This window comes from Parachlamydiales bacterium (assembly GCA_041671045.1).
GTDB lineage: Bacteria > Chlamydiota > Chlamydiia > Chlamydiales > JABDDJ01 > JABDDJ01.
Window position 1 is genome coordinate 126,045 of record JBAZCF010000003.1, and the last position, 17,855, is coordinate 143,899.

Annotated in this window: 14 protein-coding genes; 8 read left to right on the forward strand and 6 right to left on the reverse strand. The window is 42.8% G+C overall.

Annotated features, from left to right (window positions below; genetic code table 11):
• Positions 1 to 44: 44 nt before the first annotated feature.
• Positions 45 to 1,346, reverse strand: a complete 1,302-nt coding sequence (gene ccsA, locus WC222_05115; GenBank protein MFA6915757.1) for a cytochrome c biogenesis protein CcsA — start codon at positions 1,344 to 1,346, stop codon at positions 45 to 47.
• A gap of 161 nt (positions 1,347 to 1,507) precedes the next feature.
• Here ccsA and WC222_05120 point away from each other — a divergent pair, with 161 nt between their 5' ends.
• Entirely contained in the window at positions 1,508 to 3,409 is a 1,902-nt protein-coding gene (locus WC222_05120; protein ID MFA6915758.1) for a hypothetical protein, read from the forward strand.
• A gap of 57 nt (positions 3,410 to 3,466) precedes the next feature.
• On the opposite strand, the gene WC222_05125 is transcribed toward WC222_05120, so the two are convergent.
• From WC222_05125 to WC222_05135, 3 genes are read right to left on the reverse strand one after another with little or no spacing between them, the layout of a single operon-like run.
• Complete coding sequence (locus WC222_05125; GenBank protein ID MFA6915759.1) at positions 3,467 to 5,584, reverse strand: hypothetical protein; 2,118 nt, start codon at positions 5,582 to 5,584, stop codon at positions 3,467 to 3,469.
• Positions 5,571 to 7,064, reverse strand: a complete 1,494-nt coding sequence (locus WC222_05130) for a DMT family transporter (protein MFA6915760.1) — start codon at positions 7,062 to 7,064, stop codon at positions 5,571 to 5,573. Before WC222_05130 ends, WC222_05125 begins: the two co-directional genes overlap by 14 nt.
• Positions 7,055 to 8,035 (reverse strand): zinc-dependent alcohol dehydrogenase family protein, encoded by a 981-nt coding sequence (locus WC222_05135; GenBank protein ID MFA6915761.1) that lies wholly within the window; start codon positions 8,033 to 8,035, stop codon positions 7,055 to 7,057. The genes WC222_05130 and WC222_05135 overlap by 10 nt, the downstream gene beginning before the upstream one ends.
• A gap of 72 nt (positions 8,036 to 8,107) precedes the next feature.
• Here WC222_05135 and WC222_05140 point away from each other — a divergent pair, with 72 nt between their 5' ends.
• From WC222_05140 to WC222_05150, 3 genes are all read left to right on the forward strand, one after another.
• Positions 8,108 to 8,623, forward strand: a complete 516-nt coding sequence (locus WC222_05140; protein MFA6915762.1) for a hypothetical protein — start codon at positions 8,108 to 8,110, stop codon at positions 8,621 to 8,623.
• A 110-nt stretch (positions 8,624 to 8,733) separates the two neighbouring features.
• Positions 8,734 to 8,904: a hypothetical protein gene (locus tag WC222_05145; protein ID MFA6915763.1), complete on the forward strand. Its 171-nt coding sequence runs from the start codon at positions 8,734 to 8,736 to the stop codon at positions 8,902 to 8,904.
• 237 nt (positions 8,905 to 9,141) lie between these two features.
• The gene (locus WC222_05150; GenBank protein ID MFA6915764.1) at positions 9,142 to 10,269 is read left to right on the forward strand and encodes a branched-chain amino acid transport system II carrier protein; all 1,128 of its coding nucleotides are present in this window, start codon (positions 9,142 to 9,144) and stop codon (positions 10,267 to 10,269) included.
• Positions 10,270 to 10,308: 39 nt separating this feature from the next.
• Here WC222_05150 and WC222_05155 read toward each other — a convergent pair whose 3' ends face one another.
• Complete coding sequence (locus tag WC222_05155) at positions 10,309 to 10,599, reverse strand: hypothetical protein (protein ID MFA6915765.1); 291 nt, start codon at positions 10,597 to 10,599, stop codon at positions 10,309 to 10,311.
• 26 nt (positions 10,600 to 10,625) lie between these two features.
• Entirely contained in the window at positions 10,626 to 11,510 is an 885-nt protein-coding gene (locus WC222_05160) for a hypothetical protein (protein ID MFA6915766.1), read from the reverse strand.
• A gap of 62 nt (positions 11,511 to 11,572) precedes the next feature.
• On the opposite strand from WC222_05160, the gene WC222_05165 reads away from it, so the two are divergent.
• The 4 genes from WC222_05165 to lpdA are packed head-to-tail and all read left to right on the forward strand — an operon-like array spanning position 11,573 to position 17,788.
• The gene (locus WC222_05165; GenBank protein MFA6915767.1) at positions 11,573 to 12,403 is read left to right on the forward strand and encodes a hypothetical protein; all 831 of its coding nucleotides are present in this window, start codon (positions 11,573 to 11,575) and stop codon (positions 12,401 to 12,403) included.
• Positions 12,403 to 15,186, forward strand: coding sequence for a 2-oxoglutarate dehydrogenase E1 component (locus WC222_05170; GenBank protein MFA6915768.1), 2,784 nt, complete (start codon positions 12,403 to 12,405; stop codon positions 15,184 to 15,186). The genes WC222_05165 and WC222_05170 overlap by 1 nt, the downstream gene beginning before the upstream one ends.
• Before the next feature lie 10 nt (positions 15,187 to 15,196).
• Positions 15,197 to 16,402: a 2-oxoglutarate dehydrogenase complex dihydrolipoyllysine-residue succinyltransferase gene (gene odhB, locus WC222_05175; protein ID MFA6915769.1), complete on the forward strand. Its 1,206-nt coding sequence runs from the start codon at positions 15,197 to 15,199 to the stop codon at positions 16,400 to 16,402.
• A 3-nt stretch (positions 16,403 to 16,405) separates the two neighbouring features.
• Positions 16,406 to 17,788 carry a dihydrolipoyl dehydrogenase gene (lpdA, locus tag WC222_05180; GenBank protein ID MFA6915770.1) on the forward strand — a complete coding sequence of 461 codons (1,383 nt, stop codon included), beginning with the start codon at positions 16,406 to 16,408 and terminating at the stop codon, positions 17,786 to 17,788.
• The last annotated feature ends 67 nt before the right edge of the window (positions 17,789 to 17,855 follow it).

The window sequence follows — 17,855 nt, forward strand, 5'->3', positions numbered from 1 at the left end:
GGAAATATACACCAGCTAAGCAAATAACTAAAAAGAATAATTACTTATTCATGGGCCCATTTTTTTGTCGAATAGCAATACAGATATCCTACAACAATAGCGTCGGCTAAGATGGCAAAAGCATAAAACCATTCACCCCCATTTCCAAAGCCGTAACTATGCAAACCGGTCCCCAAAATATAGTTCACGCCATACCAAGTAAAGGTAACTGCCCAAGCACCTATAATAGCAGAAAGCGCAAGTCCCTTATCTCCAATGACCTTATAGCGATAGGCATGCAATCCGATAAGATAGGCTAAGATTGTAATAAAGGCCCATGACTCTTTAGGATCCCAGTCCCAGAAGCGGCCCCAGCTCTGCGCAGCCCATATGCCGCCCAGAATTGTACCGGGAATAAGCATTCCCAATCCAAGATAAGAAGTATTTTTTACAAGCTTGGCCCAGGGATTTAGCTGTCCTTGCTTATTCCATGCAAGTGCGGCGAGGTAGGCATGTCCGGCTAAACCTGACAGAAGGAAAAGTGCATAGCTTCCTACCACGAGTAGTACATGGATTGTTAACCAGTAGTTGGAGTCTAATACCGCTTGAACGTTCTCAAGCGCATGCCCCATTTTTGCAAAGATGGAAATTCCTAATAAAAGTGCTGCCAAAGAAGTAGAGATCAATAAAGCTTCTTTCTTGAACACTAAACCCACTAGAACGGCAATCCAAGGAACAAATAGCAGGGTTTCGGTCATATTGGATACGGGAGGCCTTTGTAAAATATACATCCTCAAGGCTATAGTTACTGTTAGTATGCTGAAGCCTATGCTTGCAGCCCATTTTGCAAATGAAAGGTGTCCATAGGCACAAATTATGGCTGCAAGGGTAAATAGAATAAATGAGACTTTGACCCAGGGTACTGTCACATAGAGTTTTTCGGCTTTTAACTGTGTGAGGGATGGAAATCGAAGTTCCTTTTGCACAGATTTTAAATAGGGTTTTGAAGCGATTTCAGCATACCCTCCCAAAAGGGCTTGAGTCAGTTCTTCAGCCTCGATACCCGATAGGGGGTCTGCTGCCTTAAGCCAGCGGGAATAGGCTGCGTGTATTTGCGCATAGCTCTTATCTGAATAGGCTGTAAAGTTCTTTTGGTCTAAGGAGATTTTCTTGAGAGGTTCCCAGAAAGAGGGAGTATGCCGATTGGGCAGTGTCAGAATTTCGTCTAAAGGCTTTAACCTTTCGTCTTTTTCAAGCGCAGCATAAGGCCTATATCTTCCATTGAAATGCACAGGGATGTCATTGATATCAGCATGCGCTAGCACAGGAAGTAAAAGGGAGAAGAAAAGTGTAAAAATAAATTTCATAAATTCTGACAGTATAATATTGACGTAAATTCGTTTTGACCTTGATACATCAAATTAAGATATCAAAATAACTTTTTGTTGTCATATCGGCTTACTATCTTTTCTTAATTTTAGAGTATGTACGCATACTTTATTCTATTGGTGAATTATCGGAGGATCCAATGAGTAGTACAGAAGCAACCCGCAGCCCATCCTTTGAAGTAAAATATCCGCTCTCATTCGCACAAATTGGAAAAGATAAGCATAAAGTAGACCTGTGTTGGGGTTATATAAGTTCAAAAGTGTTTTTTGAGTCTTTAGCGCATTTTACAAATGGCGATGCGCCCATTTTTGATTCAGAAAAACGTGTAATTTCTAAAGATGAACGTGCTGTTTCATACAATCCTGTGAATTTCATTCGCAGCAAGGTATCTCGAAAATGGTATTCAGCTTTCAACCCTAATTATATCTTATCTGCTTTGGAAGTGGCTTCGCGGAATAGGATGTTAGTCCGCCAAAAAAAAACACCATTGACAGCAGAAGATGAAAGTCTTTTTGACGAAACCTATGGCGTAGAACTGGCTTTAAAAGCTGCTGTTACTAACATGTGTACCTTGGAAAAGTATTACGATAGGAAAGTAATGTCAATGACATTATCTAATATTCAGCAAACAGCTTTAAATATGTTTGTGAACTTTCCTCTCTTTGACAATTTCGTAGTGTGGAATTTTGATCTTTTAAAAACAGCTTTAGAGGAAATTGCAAAATGGCCGCCTGGTACCAAAGCCTGGTTCAAAAGAGATGAATTTGGCGGAGAGTTTGTAAAAGTTAGGGAAAAGGTATCTTACAAAGATGAGCTGTTTGTCATTGAGGCTGTACGCTCCATTGTGAATACCTTTACTTATATGAAAGCTCTCTCAGAAAAGAAAAATTGTGAAAAAATGGAAGAAGCTATTCTATGTGATTGGAAAAAATTTAAAACATATGAACAGGATCTTCTAAATTTTATCAACTCGCAAGCCCTCCTGCGCCTTAAAGATGCAAATCCCACAGTAGAATCCAATGCGTGGGAAGATATAGCAAAAAAACTGCAGGATCCTCCAAAAAAAATCTCTAATGCATCTTCCTTTTTAGAAGAGATTTATGAAGTGAAATTTGAAAAAGATGCAAAGAAGAACTTTGCAACGACCCTGCTGCAGAGCCCTCAATTTCAAAACTTAGAAGCCGGTATTACATCTGCAGCTCATACTCCGAGGAAAAAGTTTAAATTTGATGAACACATTGCAAAGGAACAAGAAAAAATCGCAAGTAAGCCTGCAGAGATCGTTAAACCTCCTGTCACTGCTGTAGAAGTAGAATCGCAACAACTTGCTTCTCCGCAAGAGGCCATTCCCCCCCCCATTGCTGTTATAGCAGTAGAATCGCAACAGGTTACTTCTCCACAGGGGAAGAAAGAAGAGTCCAACCCCTTTAAAAGAGACATTCAAAGAAGACATTCAAGGACGTTTGAAAACCGTCAGTCAATGTCATTAGACCTTAATACGATCCGGGAGATCTTTTCTAAGGATGAAATTGAAAATCATTTTGCGGTGAAAGATGAGGAATTAACGCAGGAAAAAATTCTGTTTATTTTAAATCAAGAAGGAAGCAAAGACAAGATCTTTGCTGCAATACTGGAAAAGAAAAGGGATTACGTAAATATCCTTGTTGGATTAACCGGCAAGCCCGTGCTAGAAAGAGAGTTTAGCCAAAAACTTTTAAAATTTGCCCCTCTGGAGATGGTTGTAAAAGAAACCAAGATCGATTGTACGGTAAATGTCAACGGTAAGCAGGATCAGTTTATGGTCATTGATCCTGACCTCACAGAAAAATATGAAGTAGAAGATCCAATCACGTACTACCAGATCATTGTCTTAAGTGAGAAAACGACTGTACAAACGACCATCGTACAGAAAATAATAGATAGTGAGTGGGACATGCCGCCTGAGGAACTTCCAACCGAGACTAAGGTTGAAACTGAAGAGACCTTGCGTTACAAGATTAACTTAATCAACGGCTTATTGAGGCTGGATAGAAAAGTGTGAGGCCTTAAAACCAACTTGTGCTTAAGAGTGATCAAAGGCGCAAGTTGGGGTTTAATATCAACGTGCGCTAAATCTTAGAAGTAGCCAAAACGCACCTATCAAGAGCAGGATAAATCCCGGCATGGTGAGAATGTATTTTGCAGGATCCCGGTTGACTACAATCTGTACATGCTGCAGGTCTTCCCTTTTACCAGATTGGATGTTAGCAAGGTAAAAACGGTAACCATCCCAGGTTTCATAGACATTGTTCATGCTAATGGTTGCATCCTCTCTGAAATCATTCCCTGAAATGGCAATGTCAGCCTCAAAACTAAAGGGTTGGTTTGTCCCGGGATAGTTGATCTGCCGTGCTTCCTTCAGCCTTAATCGATAGGGGATTTTTTCTACTGCAGACTGATACCGGACTAAGTACTTCCCATCGAGAATGGGTACTTTCAACTGTGAGCCATACTTGTCAAAATGGAGGTGCACTCTTTCTTCTTTTTTTCCGTCCTTAAACTGCATTAAAACTGCAGGGCGGTTGTCCTCCCATTTTGTAAGCGAGGATTGGAGAGAAACTTCAGAATGAAGTTTGGACTCAATTTTCAAAGGCTGTTCTGCTTTAGCAAGCGGGAACTCTTCTACAAATAATTCCGGGTGGATTCCGCTGTCTCTGAGTGCTGCTGAAAGGATAAGACTATTTGAAGGCATGAGAGGCGGCAAGTAAGGGGCCAATGTATCCGCATAGTACAGCAATGTATGGAGAAGTTGTTGTTTATCCGTGGATTCTACATGCAGCATTTTCGCTAGCTTTCCCATCACATCTTCACCCTGTCCTGCGGTAGCTTGCAGCAGTTGGAATAAGGCGGCTTGTTGTTTCCATTTAACTAGATCACTAGGATTTGCTTTGGTCCAATCTATCTCATTTGCATAAGGCAGAGAGCTGCTCAGCCATGTTCCTGAATGGATCCATTGTTCCAGCACCTCTATTAAAGTGTTTGCTAAGGGCTTTCCAACTTTTTGCAGTAACTGAATAGGCTGGAGCAGGGCGCCTTTATTTAATGCATCTCCTAGAGCATGACTTACTTCGTCCCAGCGTTGCTGTCTGTAATCCGGTATTGCCGGCCAGTCTTTTTCAAGGATGGCAGCATACCCGCCAAAACCGCGTGCATAGGCAAAAAGAGAAGTCTCATTATCTGCTATTTCGTAGACCTCTCCTGCACTATTTATAAGTGTAATGGAGGGGTTTTTGTGCTGCACTGAATGGAAAACCACCAAGGGGAGTGAATGGACTGAAACGCTATATAACCGGGGTAGCAGGATCTCGTCTCTTTTGGGGTAGGGCGTGGGTACTTGTCCATCGATGGAAATCTCTATATTTTCAGAGGTGTCCGTCTCATCATTCAGAATGCGTACATTTAGATGCTTAAGCTCGAGTTTTCCGCTAAATTGGTAAGGTGGATGTATGAACCCTTCGGATAGGAAATTTTCCAGAGGAATTTCTGCGATAGCATTTTGTGTGAGGTCATTGCTGATGCGTACTTTAGCGTATTTGGGATAAATCACCTCCCAGGGATGGGAAGTAGCAAGCACATGCCAAGGAGCTTGATCGGCAAGGATAAGCGGTTCACTTTCTAAGGCAACCAAGGGCATCCCTTTAAGCGTTAGGAAGCCTTCTTTCATCCATGCAACCCATTCCTGCTCGCTATGCGGGGTCTGTTCCAGAATAGTGTATTTTAAGGTGCCGACAGCACCCTTGACGTGTAGGGGGAGGATTCCTTTGCTGTTCACTGTTTCAATATAGAGCGCTTCCGAAGGATTGATAAATATCTCATCGTTTCCCTTGCCTTCTGTTAAGGCTAAAGCCCCTTGTGTACCAAAATAGATTTTGGTTAACACTCCGCCAATCAGCATCAACAAACCTAAATGAGTCAAAAGAAAGGGAATATGTGCTTTTCGATAGGGCCAGCGGCGTAATGCCGAAACTAAGATATTAACGAAATAACCCCAGAGCAATAAGGCGAAGAAAGGGCTGCTATATGTATAATAAGCAGCACACCAATGAGACCCGGTGCAGCCTTCAATCCATGTCCCTGCAATCACAAAGAAGGCGGTGGAGGCAATTAACACTAAGGCAAAGCGGAAACTTCCAATAAAATGCCACACACTGCTAAGAACTTGTCTAAGGAATCTCATCTATTAACTCAAAAGAATGAGCGAACAATAAAATACTTTGCTTATGCTTTTCAATGCTTTCCTTTGAACCGACAGCTTTTATTGTCCAATCAGCTTTTCTTTGCATGTCATTGGGGTGTGTTGCGTCTAAAGCATAGTAATGTTCGGGAGCGAGCTGAAAGATCCACGCCAAAGTTGCGACTTCTTGTCCCTTAACTATTCCGGAGGCTTCAAACTGCAGACCTAAAAACCCGCTATGGCCAACGGATTGGATGGCTATAGTGTCCTCGTCTAATGTTGTAAATTGCTTTTCCCAGCGTGTTATTTGAGCTTGAGGAGGGATCCGCTGTTCCAGAGAAGAGCTAGGAAAGTTATGTACTGTAATCGTAATGTCTTCTACCTGCATAGTAGCTATCGGTTTCATCGTATCTGCCAAACCGCTATCAGGTAAGGGGTCTTCTTTACTCCAACCTTCCGGCAGCAATGATTGATATAACGGGCGGTATGTTCTGTCCACGATCTGAACATATTGCGCTGCAGGTTTATCCACTACTGTTTCGCAGCTTTGCAGTACCATCAGGGATACTATGCATGTTGACGCTGTAGCCCACATACTTTTACGTTCTTCCCGATAAAATAGTCCCAAGCCTATTCCTGCGCCACCCAAAGCTACGAAGAAGGGGAGTGTGAGGGGTTCGTTCAGAAAATACCATCCGTAGATAGCCGTAAATAGGGGGTTAGAGAGGCCTGCAAATGCCATAAAGGTGACCGTGAATTTTTTGAGCGACAGCGCATAGATGTTGTAGCAGATGATATTATGTATCACTGCAATGTACGCTACAGAAAGCCAAAATGTGTTCCATTCTGTAACAGGAAAGGGGTCCCAAGCTTCGGTAAAACCTGAAACGATAAAACATAGCACTGCTCCAATTACAAAGCTGACAGCGTTGACCATCACTCCTGAATATTTTTCTCCTACCGTCAACTTCTTCACGAAAATCCATCCAATGACTGCCGTGATGGCTGAGATGGTCAAGGCGATTTCGGCCCAGTTTTCTAATACACTTGTTGCTTCAACGCCCTCATTTATCCAAGGACCTGCAAAGAGAGGGATAAATCCTGCTACACCGATGGCCATTCCCAACCACTTGAAGGGCGACATAGTTTCGCCTAAGAATAAATAGGATAAGAATACCGCAGCAAAAGGAGATAAGCTATAGATCAGGCATGTTTTGGAGGAAAGCATATATTGCAGTCCCCAAAACTCAAAGGCATTGGTAATGAACACATTAAATAAACCTACCCAAAATAGCAGAGGCCAAAGCCTGAACGGAATGCGAAATTCTTCCGGGTGGCGTATTCTTACATAAGCTAACAAAACAATACCCGCTGCCAGCATGCGGACCCCTGTTAAAAAAAAGGGCCCCGAAACATCTAAAGCTACTTTACCGACTGTAAAGACACTAGCAAACAAAGCATACATCAATAAGACTAAGGACATATCACTGCTGATCCGTTAAATTTTCCGTTGCGAAGATCCTTTAAAGCTTGATTAGCTTTGTCCAGTGGATAAACCGTAGTCTCTACTGCCAGTGGGTACTTCTCTGCCAACAGCAAAAACTCCAACCCATCCTGCCTTGTCAAGTTTGCCACAGAGCGTATTACTCTTTCTTCCCATAAGTCTTTATAAGGGAAAGCCGAAATATCACTCATATGTATGCCTGCGCAGACAACTACCCCTCCCTTACGGACGAGTTTTAAGGCTTGGGGGACTAATGCACCTTCGCTCGCAAAGATTATAACCGCATCAAGCAATTTTTCGGGAGGAGCTTCGATAGAGCCGGACCAAGCAGCACCTAACCTTAGTGCAAAGTCTTGTTTGTTTTTATCTCCTGCACGCGTGAAGGCAAAAATATTTTTGCCTAAATGTCTCGCTGCTTGCGTGATGATATGTGCCGATGCACCAAATCCTACCATCCCTATGTCGTTGACTGGTCCGCATAACTTTAACGCTCTATACCCTATTAATCCGGCGCATAATAGGGGTGCGGCTTTCTCCGGTGGATATGTTTTTGGTATGTGAAAACAAAATTCCTCATTCGCTGTGCAGTATTCCGCATATCCGCCATTACGGGTAAATCCTGTAAACACCGGAAAATCACAAAGGTTCTCTTCATTCCTTAGGCAAAAAGGGCAGTGAAAGCAACAGCCACCCAACCACGGTACTCCTACATATGAGCCCAGTTTAAATTTCGTTGCATCTTTGCCTAAAGCTGTCACTTTGCCTACTATCTGATGGCCCGGAATGATGGGTAGGTGGGGTGGGATGATATCTTTGTCTACGATGTGGAGATCAGTACGGCAGACTCCGCAGGCGAGCACCTCAAGTAGCACTTCATTCTCTTTAGGAATAGGGATGGGCACTTCTTGTAATTCAAGTTCCGGTTTTCCTACGTAGACCATCGCGCGCATAAATGTTCCTTTATTAGACTAAAAATACCTTTTAGATGAGAATCTTAAATATAGAAATAAAAAGGAAATTCTATGAAGAAATTATTATCAACTCTTCTCTGTGCATTTGCTGTTCTTTGCACGTCACATATGATGGGCGCAGTAGATACTGCTCCTCAAGCAACAGCAGTCGATACAAGATCCGGCCCCTTACAATTGCATGAAGATATTGGAACGTTAACCGAAAACGGAAGAGGCTACATCTACTTAAAGGTCGATGACAATTATATTAAGGAGATTTTCCCACTGCTTGATGCACCCGACTATACAATGCCCCCTTATTTCCGTCGCGCGGATTCCCCCGGAGCGCATATTAGCGTTTTCTATGAAGAAGAGACAAAAAACCTTCCTCAAATCGCTGAAGTAGGTAAGAAATTTACATTTACACCCGAGTCGATAACGACGGTTAATGCAGGAAGAAAAAGATATATTATTTTAAGGGTAAATTCCCCGGAACTCGAAGCTTTACGAACAAAATACGGTCTTAAGCCTTTGTTACAAGGGCATCCTTTCCATATCTCGATAGCCGTACAAAATATTCGCCACTAAATAAGAATCCCATACTAACCCTATGAAAAAGGTTTGTATGGGATTCTTTCTCCAGCGAGATTAGGACGTAATCACGGGTTAACGTATAATCAAATCATCCAGGGGGGTACATGAATAATAAAAATTGTCCGGGTGATAAAGAGTTAGTCGAAGCTGAGATCCTTAATAATCTTCAACGTCGTATAACAGAAGGATTTGGTGAGCTTGTTTTAACTAAAGAAGAATATTTTTTGCTTAAACAAAGGTTAGAAATAGAACATCCAAAGCGTATTATCATCTAATAATCTATTAGAAAAAAATCCAAAATTACATCCTTTATTCAATCTTCATATCTCTTGCGTATAATGTTATTTATAAGTAAGCTTTATTTTTTATGGAGAAAACTTAATGTTCCGTCCTTTTTCTAATAGTGATTTCAATCTTTTTGCTTCTACAGGTACTACAACCCGTAAGGGTTAATACTTTCGCTCCTTCCTATTCATTTTCAGTAAAAAATAAAAATTTAAACGGATTTCAAAATGAAAGAAAATTCTTCTAAACCATCTCCCATTGTTGTGGGATTAGCCCTCTTTTGTATGTTTTTTGGATCGGGAAACCTCATATTCCCTCTTTTCCTCGGTCAAGTCGCCCAAGATAACTGGCTTATTGCTCTCTTTGGATTCATGATCACCGCAGTTTGCCTGCCCTTATTAGGGATTATCGCTATGGTAATGTTTGAAGGTCATTCCAAGAAGTTTTTTGATCTATTAGGTCGTCCTTGGGGATTCTTACTTACGCTCGTCCTATTATTAGTATGGATTCCCTTCGGCTCAGCCCCCCGCTGTATCTCCTTAAGTTTTGCAAGCCTTAGCACCTACCTTCCCATCGGAAATGCCTGGACTTACGGTGCCATCTATAGTTTGATAGCGGCATTTATCGTGGTTCAAGGCAGCCGTATGCTAAATATTCTCGGCGCCTATTTAACTCCGATACTTCTGATCTGCTTAGCGGCAATCTTCTTCGGAGGATTGACTTCTATGCCTACTACTTCCTCTAGCCTTGATACAGCAAACCTAGTCTTCCAAAGTTTAAAGGAAGGCTATAATACGATGGATTTGATCGCTTCCTTCTTTTTCAGTGCTTCAGTCATCGCACTTCTGCAAAAGCAAGGCGGATCTCTTTCTTCCAACCTAAAGCTGACTTTCAAAGCCGGATTCGTCGCTGCCATCACTCTTGCCGTTGTCTACTCAGCTTTACTATACACTGCTGCAACGCATAGTGCGGATTTAGTGAATGTGAATAAAGAACAAATGCTAGCACACTTAGCTATGGTAACTTTAGGTACTCATTTAGGCGGTATCGCCGCCGCAGCAATTTTCCTTGCGTGCATCACAACTTCCGTGGCTTTGGTCTCAGTATTTACAGACTTTTTAACAAACTCTGTCTTCCGCAACAAGTCCATGTATATGGTCTCACTAGTGCTTACATCGCTAGTCAGCTACTTTATGTCCATTACTGGCTTAGAAGGGATCACTGCCGTTACATCACCTGCTTTGCAAGTGTGCTATCCGCTATTGCTGGTTATTATCATTTGGGGAGTTGTGAAGCGTTCCATGGAACTCACCTCACAAAAGAAACAACTTAAAGAACAAGAAGAATTAAGTTAATCGTTAGGAGTGCGGCATTCAGCCGCACTCCATCAAAAATTATACTCCTAGAGCCGATAATATTTGCTGCGAAGTCATATTGCGGGCGTTGTATTTAAGCTCCGCAATTTTAGTCGCCATCTCATCATTTTGAAAGAATTCAACGGGTTTGTTAGCTGAACTCAAGGCATGAGTAATTCTCTGTACCGATAAAAATTGAAGTGAATCTGTAGCTTTACCACCGAAAGCTTGGAGCACTATATTGCGGTATTGAGTATCGCTTACTGGGACTGGATCTTCTGTATAATAAAACTTGGAGGATCTTGCAACAGCGTTGGTACCAAATGACATTTGTTTTCTTCCTTGATTATTTTTTTCTATTCATTACTTGTTTTAGCTTTTATAGTCGCACCTCTTTCCTGCAGGAGCTTTAACCAATAACGCTGCATGTCAGGATTGAAATAGACTGTCATCTCATTGAATAAGATAGGCTTCCTATCAAAATCTTCAGTGTCGATAAAGGCAATTTTACCCTCTCGGGTGAAAATGTTATTGTCAATATAAACACTGTCGTACAAATGAGATTCTTGCATAACAGTATACAATGCTTCTAGAATTTTTGGATCTGAAATTTCTTTATAGAGTTTCTCATTTTCTTTATGGGAGACAAGGTTCAACTCAATAGAAACCAAGACAAAGTGTTTAGGGAAGCATGCTGCAGAATTCAAGCAAGTGGGGGCAGGCTTGTTGGGAAGCGGATAAATCCATTTGTCAGGCACCACAAAAATATTTTCGTAGTTATGCTTTCTGATGGAGTTATTTACACGCTCAACACCCAAAATACGGTTGATCCAGTATTGACCTTCTCCTGGCATTCCGGGTCTATCTTTCACATTGTGATTGTCATAATATAATTTTATTAAGTAGCCCGGGAGTTCCGGATGCGTAGCTACTATCAAATCTTGCTCTTTGTCTTCTAGCGGAGTAAAGCCTGCGGCTTTTAATGCTTTTGAGGATGATGTCAATCGACTAGTGGAAAATAAACGGTCTAATTTTTTCTTTAAAGGGTTGTCAGGCGGTAAAAAATAGGGCTCAATAGCATCCCAGGCCGCTTGATCCACATCTTGCGGTTTAACATACGCAGCTTTTGCCGTAAATGCCGGTGGTTGAATCATTTTCGCACGAGGCTGACAAAAGGCATACCCTGTTGAAAAAAGCAGAATAGAAGCTGTGAAAAAAGCTAGCATGAATTTCTTTTGCATAACGCCCTTCAAATTGGTAAAACATATTATATAGAATAAGTCATCTTCACATAGGATTCAATATGTCGTCATTAACTAGATCCACCTCATTGGAACAGATTCATCTCGACGTATCCAGTCAGCCCCCACAAGTTTCCCCTACAGACAATTCTACTAATGTAGACTTAAAAAAAATTTGGACTACGGGACAGCAAGCCTTTGAACAATTAAATAAATTAAAAGAAGTTTTTTCTGAAACCCGAAAAACCCATAAGAATAAATCATCCAATCCCCCAAAAAAAACTATGGTGGATGGAATGGCTAAACCTGTTTTTGAGAATGGGGGCGTGGTTGCTCAAAGTACGGGTACCGGGTTAACAGCTGGAGGATTGCTGTACACCTTCTCTAAACTCGATTTATGGGTGCAAATAACCATTGTAGCCGGGATTTCTTTTATTGTATTGGGAGCTGTAGCGACAAGCCTTTACAACCGTCATCGTAAAGTCGCCAAATTAGCGGCGCAAGAAGCGGATGAGGTAAGCACTCTACATAGCGGTCTTTCTATTGAAGCACTTAAATGCAAAAAAATTTCCCAAGCAGCACAGAAGGTTCTACAGTCTTCAACTCCAAAGGAATTAGACGAGAACCTGTCAGCATTGGCTTCTGCCTGTGGAAAACTTACTCTAGATATCATTGGAAAAGATTTTACTTATGAAATAGGGCTTCTTAAAGGAAAATATAGAGATACGATAAATAACACAGTGGATGAAGAAAATAACTCCTTGAACGAATTCAAACACGAAGTCATAACCAAGATAATCAACCCCTTAGCAACTAATTTGGATATTTTGAAGGGAAAATATAAAGTCACAGATCTCACTCCGCAGAGCAAAATATCAATAAAGGTCGAATAATGGATCTGAATACTGTATCGCTAGCCTTAGCGGCAAGCCCGGAATATGTTGAGGAATTATTTTCCCATTATGAGAAAGACCCTAATAGCGTTCCTCATGAATGGTGGGCTATTTTTGAGCAAAATAACTTTACTTCCGATGAAGTCGAAAGCTCTCATCCACATATCCTAGCGTCCACAGAAGATTCCTCTAAGCAGTCGGTGATGTACCATCCCAAAGTGAAAATTGTTAGCGGCACAGATCAAAGAGTGTTCGACTTGATCGATGCCTACCGCAAATATGGCCATCTAATGGCGGATGTGAATCCGATCTCTTTAAAAGAGATTGAAGAGCCTTGGGAACTTTCCTTGGAAGCTGCGGGATTCAATAAACAAGATCTGGTCAATTTATACCCCACTTGCGGTCTGATGCAAGAAGAGCAAGCCCCTTTATTGGAAATCATCCAAGCCTTGCGCCAAATCTATTGCGGGAAGATCGGCTTCGAATACATGGACCTTCAAAATCCTGAAATTGAACATTGGCTGATGCATAAGATTGAGAGCAATACTCTCAAAGCGTCCTTATCGATAGAACAAAAAAAACATATACTACAGTCGTTGAATAGGTCAGAGCTCTTTGAAAGTTTTTTACACGTAAAGTATCCCGGACAAAAGAGATTCTCCCTTGAAGGGGGCGAAACACTCATCCCTATGCTGGCGATCTTGTTGGAAACGGGCGCAGAATTAGGTATGGAAGAACTCTACATCGGGATGGCACATCGCGGCCGCCTAAACGTCCTTACCAGTATTATGAATAAATCCTACGCAACTGTCTTTAGCGAATTTGAAGAAAACTATGTTCCCACCCTTACGGAAGGCAGTGGAGATGTCAAATACCACAAAGGCTACCATTCACAAGTGACGACATCTAAAGGGAAGAAAGTTACCGTCTTTATTCCTTCCAATCCCAGTCATTTAGAATCTGTCAATCCGGTGCTTGAAGGCGTAGTCTACGCCAAGCAGGAAATTGATCAAGGATCTACTAAACGCGTTGTTCCCTTGCTTATTCACGGCGATGCTGCATTATCAGGACAGGGCGTTGTTTATGAGACCTTGCAGTTATCACACTTACCCGGCTTTGCTACCGGCGGCAGCTTCCATATCGTGATCAACAACCAAATAGGTTTCACTACTATTCCTAAAGATGGACGTTCCACCCCTTATTGCACAGATATCGCCCGTGCCTTTGGCTCACCCGTCTTCCATGTGAATGCAGAAGATCCTGAATCCTGTATCTACGCGACGATACTCGCCATAGAATTACGTCAGAGATTTCATTGCGATGTGTTTTTAGACCTTAACTGCTATAGAAAGTACGGACATAATGAAGCAGATGAACCCGCCTTTACCCAACCAGCAGAATATCAGTTAATCAAAGGTAAAAGCCCGATTCGTGAACTCTACCGCGATAAACTAATTCAACAAAGTGTTGTGGAACGTAAAGTTGCCGAATCTCTTGAAAGCGATTTCTCAAATAGTCTTTCTGCTGAGCTGGAGTCGATAAAGGTGAAAGAAGAAGCACCGACCGCTGCAGTGAAAAATTCCGTACATAGTATTCTTGAGGTTAATATAGACACAAGCGTTGCAGATGAAGCCCTGCAATCTATAGCAACTCATCTTAGCACGTTGCCTGAGGGGTTCTCCGCACATAAAAAGCTGCAATCACTTATTCAAGACCGCCGTAAAGCCCTCCTAGCCGGTGCAGATGAAAAGGTATTGGATTGGGGGACTGTAGAGAACCTTGCCTATGGAACTCTATTAATGAATAACGTTCCTATACGTATATCAGGACAGGATGTTCAAAGAGGCACTTTCAGCCACCGGCATGCTGTACTTATCGATCAAGAAAACTCCAAGCCATACATGCCGCTCCAACATTTGGATAAGGACCAAGCACAATTCTCCATCTACAACTCACCCTTGTCAGAGTATGCTGTACTTGCCTTTGAATATGGCTACAGTACAGTCAACCAAGGACTTGTCATCTGGGAAGCACAATTTGGAGATTTTGCCAACGGCGGTCAAATCATCATGGACCAATATATCTCTGCAGGGGAACAAAAATGGGGGCAGAAATCTGCAATCACCCTTTTTCTTCCACATGGTTATGAAGGGCAAGGACCCGAACATTCGTCCGGAAGAATAGAACGCTTCCTCTCGCTATCAGGAAACAACAACTGGACTGTAGCCTATCCGACTACGCCTGCTCAGATGTTCCACTTATTAAGAAGACAAGGCCTTTCATCACTTAAAAAACCCTTAGTTGTCTTTACACCTAAAGCACTCTTACGAAGCCCCAAATGCTTGAGTTCCCGATCAGAACTAAGCAAGGGGCAATTCCATACAATTATCGAAGAAGGCGCGGTTGACCCTTCAGCCATTACACATCTTCTGCTTTGTACCGGAAAAATATACTTTGATTTAGTACAGGCGCTTCAGGACCTGAAAGTAAGAAATACGGTCATCGTCCGGGTTGAGCAGTTATATCCCTTTGATAATGTGTTGTTTAAGAAAATAGTTCAAAAGTATCCGCACCTGACTTCCATCCTCTGGGCTCAAGAAGAACCTGAAAATATGGGGGCTTGGTCCTATATGCTGAATTTGCTTTATTCAGAATTTCAAGAAAAACTTCCTATCAAGTATGTTGGCAGAAAACCCTCTGCCTCCACTGCTGCCGGCTCCTACTATTTACATAAACAGCAAAATCAAGAGATTTTGGCTGAACTAAAGAACTGCACCGCCTAAAGGTTAGAACATGAAAGTAGAAATCAAAGTTCCCCGCATGGGAGAGTCCATCAGTGAAGCCGTCATTGGGGCTATCTTAAAGCAAAGCGGAAGCGTGGTCAAAGCGGATGAGGAAATTGTAGAACTTGAAACCGACAAAGTTAATCAAGTCGTCTACGCTCCCAAAGGCGGCCAACTTTCCCTAACAGTTAAAGTCGGGGATAAAGTCCCTGTGGACACTGTCATAGGTTTTGTTGAAACCGATGCAGAATCTACCCCCGCAAAGGAACCTTCTACACCCATTCCTGTTAAAGAAGAAACAAAAGAGAAAGACAGCCCGGCTCCTGTCAATAAAGAGGAAAAGCCCGCACCGGAGATCCAAGTTAGTAAGGCATCCGACGCACCCATCCGATTTTCTGCAGATGCTTTTATCCAAGAACTGCAACCTAAACCACAAAAAGCTTCAACACCATCAGCTCAAGAGCCTGCGCCCCGGGCAGAAAAACCTCTACAACCTGAAAAGCCGCGCGATACTTCCGAGAGAGAAAGCAGACGCAGAATTCCTACAATTAGAAAAGCCATTGCTAAACGCTTAGTGGCCGCCCAACACGAAGCTGCTATGCTTACTACGTTTAATGAAGTGGATATGTCGGCCATTATCGATATTAGAACACGCTTTCAAGAGGATTTTACCAAGAAATACGGTGTTAAATTAGGTTTTATGTCTTTCTTTGTGGAAGCCACAATCTCTGCACTCAAAACTTTCCCACTCTTCAATAGCTACCTCGAGGGTGAAGATATCGTACAAAGAAATTACTACGACCTCGGCATAGCTGTAAGCACCGACAAAGGACTCCTTGTCCCTGTCATACGCGACTGTGATAAGCTCACCATGCCGGAAATTGAAAAGAAACTCGAAGAATATGCAAAGAAAGCCCGTGAGGGGAAAATCACTATCGAAGAATTGCAAGGCGGGGGATTCACCATCACCAACGGCGGTGTCTTCGGATCAATGCTTTCTACTCCCATCCTTAATGCACCCCAGTGCGGCATTCTCGGTATGCACAAAATCCAGAAGAGAGCTGTCGTCGTCAATGATGAAATTGTGATTAGACCTATCATGTACCTAGCCCTTAGTTACGATCATAGGCTTGTGGATGGAAAAGAAGCTGTCTCATTCCTTGTACATATAAAAAATATGCTGGAAAGCCCTCCACGCATTCTATTGGAGGTATAACATATGTCCGTGAAAGATTATCAAGTTGTCATCATCGGTGGCGGCCCCGGCGGTTATGTCGCTGCCGTACGCTGCGCACAACTCGGCCTGAAGACTGCGTGCATAGAAAAAAATAAAACTTTAGGCGGGACATGCCTAAATGTCGGATGCATTCCTTCAAAAGCTCTTCTCTATGCTAGCGAAGTCTTCTCCCTGGTTAAAGAGCAAAATCCTAATGCAACTCCCAATTTCGACCGTATAATGGAAAATAAAAGCGGCTCTGTACATATGCTTGTCAGTTCCGTCAGCAACCTTCTAAAACATCACCACATTGACCAAGTTGAAGGTACAGCAGCCTTTATAGACCCTAATACGATCGCTGTCACACAACCTGATGGATCGAAAAAAAATATAACTTCAGACTACTTCATCATCGCAACAGGTTCAGAACCTATACCACTGCCTTTCGCACCCTTCGATGAAAAAACAATAGTCTCCTCGACCGGCGCCCTATCCCTACCCAAAATACCTTCCTCCCTTATTGTCATCGGTGGGGGAATCATCGGCGTTGAAATCGCATCTGTCTACCAACGCCTTGGCTCTAAAGTAGATATTATAGAAATGCTCGACCATATCTGCCCCGGTGTAGAACCCACCGCTGCCCGTACCCTTCTGCAAATACTGAAAAAACAAGGCATAAATTTCCACCTAAGCTCCAAAGTCATAGATGTTAAAGATAACGGAAATACAAAAGATGTGACTTTCGAAGAAGAAAACCAAAAGCAAACTCTCCCATCCGATGTTGTCCTGGTCTGCGTTGGACGCAGACCCTATACACAAAGCCTTCAGTTGGAAAATGCCGGTATCAAAACGGACGCCAAAGGCCGCATTCCCGTCAACGATTCTCTCCGCACCTCGCAAAGCAATATCTTAGCCATCGGCGACGTTATCGAAGGCCCCGGCCTGGCTCACCGTGCCTCTGAAGAAGGTATCGCCGTCGCTGAGTCCATCGCCGGTAAACAGAAAATCATCAGCTACCTATCCATCCCCAATGTAATATATACCTATCCCGAAGTGGCCTCCGTTGGCCTGACAGATCAAGAAGCCAAAGCCAAAGGATTGGACATTATCACCGGACAAGTCTCCATGCGCGGTAACCCGCGTGCTCGCTGCACCGGTGAACTTGAAGGCTTCGTCAAAGTCGTCGGTGAAAAAAACTCCGGCCGCCTCATCGGCCTTCATATTGTCTCAGCCCACGCCTCAGAACTTATTGCCATCGGTGCCATAGCCATCGCTGCCAAGCTTACCGTGGAACAAATCGCCGAAACACCCTTCGCTCATCCCACATATTCCGAAGCTATCAAAGAAGCCTCACTCCTTGCTCTAGGCCGCGCTATCCACGCTTAGAAATGACAATCATGTCTTAGTATAGGAGTGCGGCGACTTGTCGCCGCTTTCACGGCCCTCGACGTAT

Bases quoted from the DNA above. Each gene is read 5' to 3' on its own strand.
- WC222_05135 (MFA6915761.1), bottom strand. From the start codon at position 8,035: ATGCGCGCGATGGTCTACGTAGGAAAACCGGAACTTGAATTACAAGAA.
- WC222_05130 (MFA6915760.1), bottom strand. From the start codon at position 7,064: ATGTCCTTAGTCTTATTGATGTATGCTTTGTTTGCTAGTGTCTTTACA.
- WC222_05125 (MFA6915759.1), bottom strand. From the start codon at position 5,584: ATGAGATTCCTTAGACAAGTTCTTAGCAGTGTGTGGCATTTTATTGGA.
- lpdA (MFA6915770.1), top strand. From the start codon at position 16,406: ATGTCCGTGAAAGATTATCAAGTTGTCATCATCGGTGGCGGCCCCGGC.
- WC222_05170 (MFA6915768.1), top strand. From the start codon at position 12,403: ATGGATCTGAATACTGTATCGCTAGCCTTAGCGGCAAGCCCGGAATAT.
- WC222_05155 (MFA6915765.1), bottom strand. From the start codon at position 10,599: ATGTCATTTGGTACCAACGCTGTTGCAAGATCCTCCAAGTTTTATTAT.
- odhB (MFA6915769.1), top strand. From the start codon at position 15,197: ATGAAAGTAGAAATCAAAGTTCCCCGCATGGGAGAGTCCATCAGTGAA.
- WC222_05150 (MFA6915764.1), top strand. From the start codon at position 9,142: ATGAAAGAAAATTCTTCTAAACCATCTCCCATTGTTGTGGGATTAGCC.
- WC222_05145 (MFA6915763.1), top strand. From the start codon at position 8,734: ATGAATAATAAAAATTGTCCGGGTGATAAAGAGTTAGTCGAAGCTGAG.
- WC222_05140 (MFA6915762.1), top strand. From the start codon at position 8,108: ATGAAGAAATTATTATCAACTCTTCTCTGTGCATTTGCTGTTCTTTGC.
- ccsA (MFA6915757.1), bottom strand. From the start codon at position 1,346: ATGAAATTTATTTTTACACTTTTCTTCTCCCTTTTACTTCCTGTGCTA.
- WC222_05165 (MFA6915767.1), top strand. From the start codon at position 11,573: ATGTCGTCATTAACTAGATCCACCTCATTGGAACAGATTCATCTCGAC.
- WC222_05120 (MFA6915758.1), top strand. From the start codon at position 1,508: ATGAGTAGTACAGAAGCAACCCGCAGCCCATCCTTTGAAGTAAAATAT.
- WC222_05160 (MFA6915766.1), bottom strand. From the start codon at position 11,510: ATGCAAAAGAAATTCATGCTAGCTTTTTTCACAGCTTCTATTCTGCTT.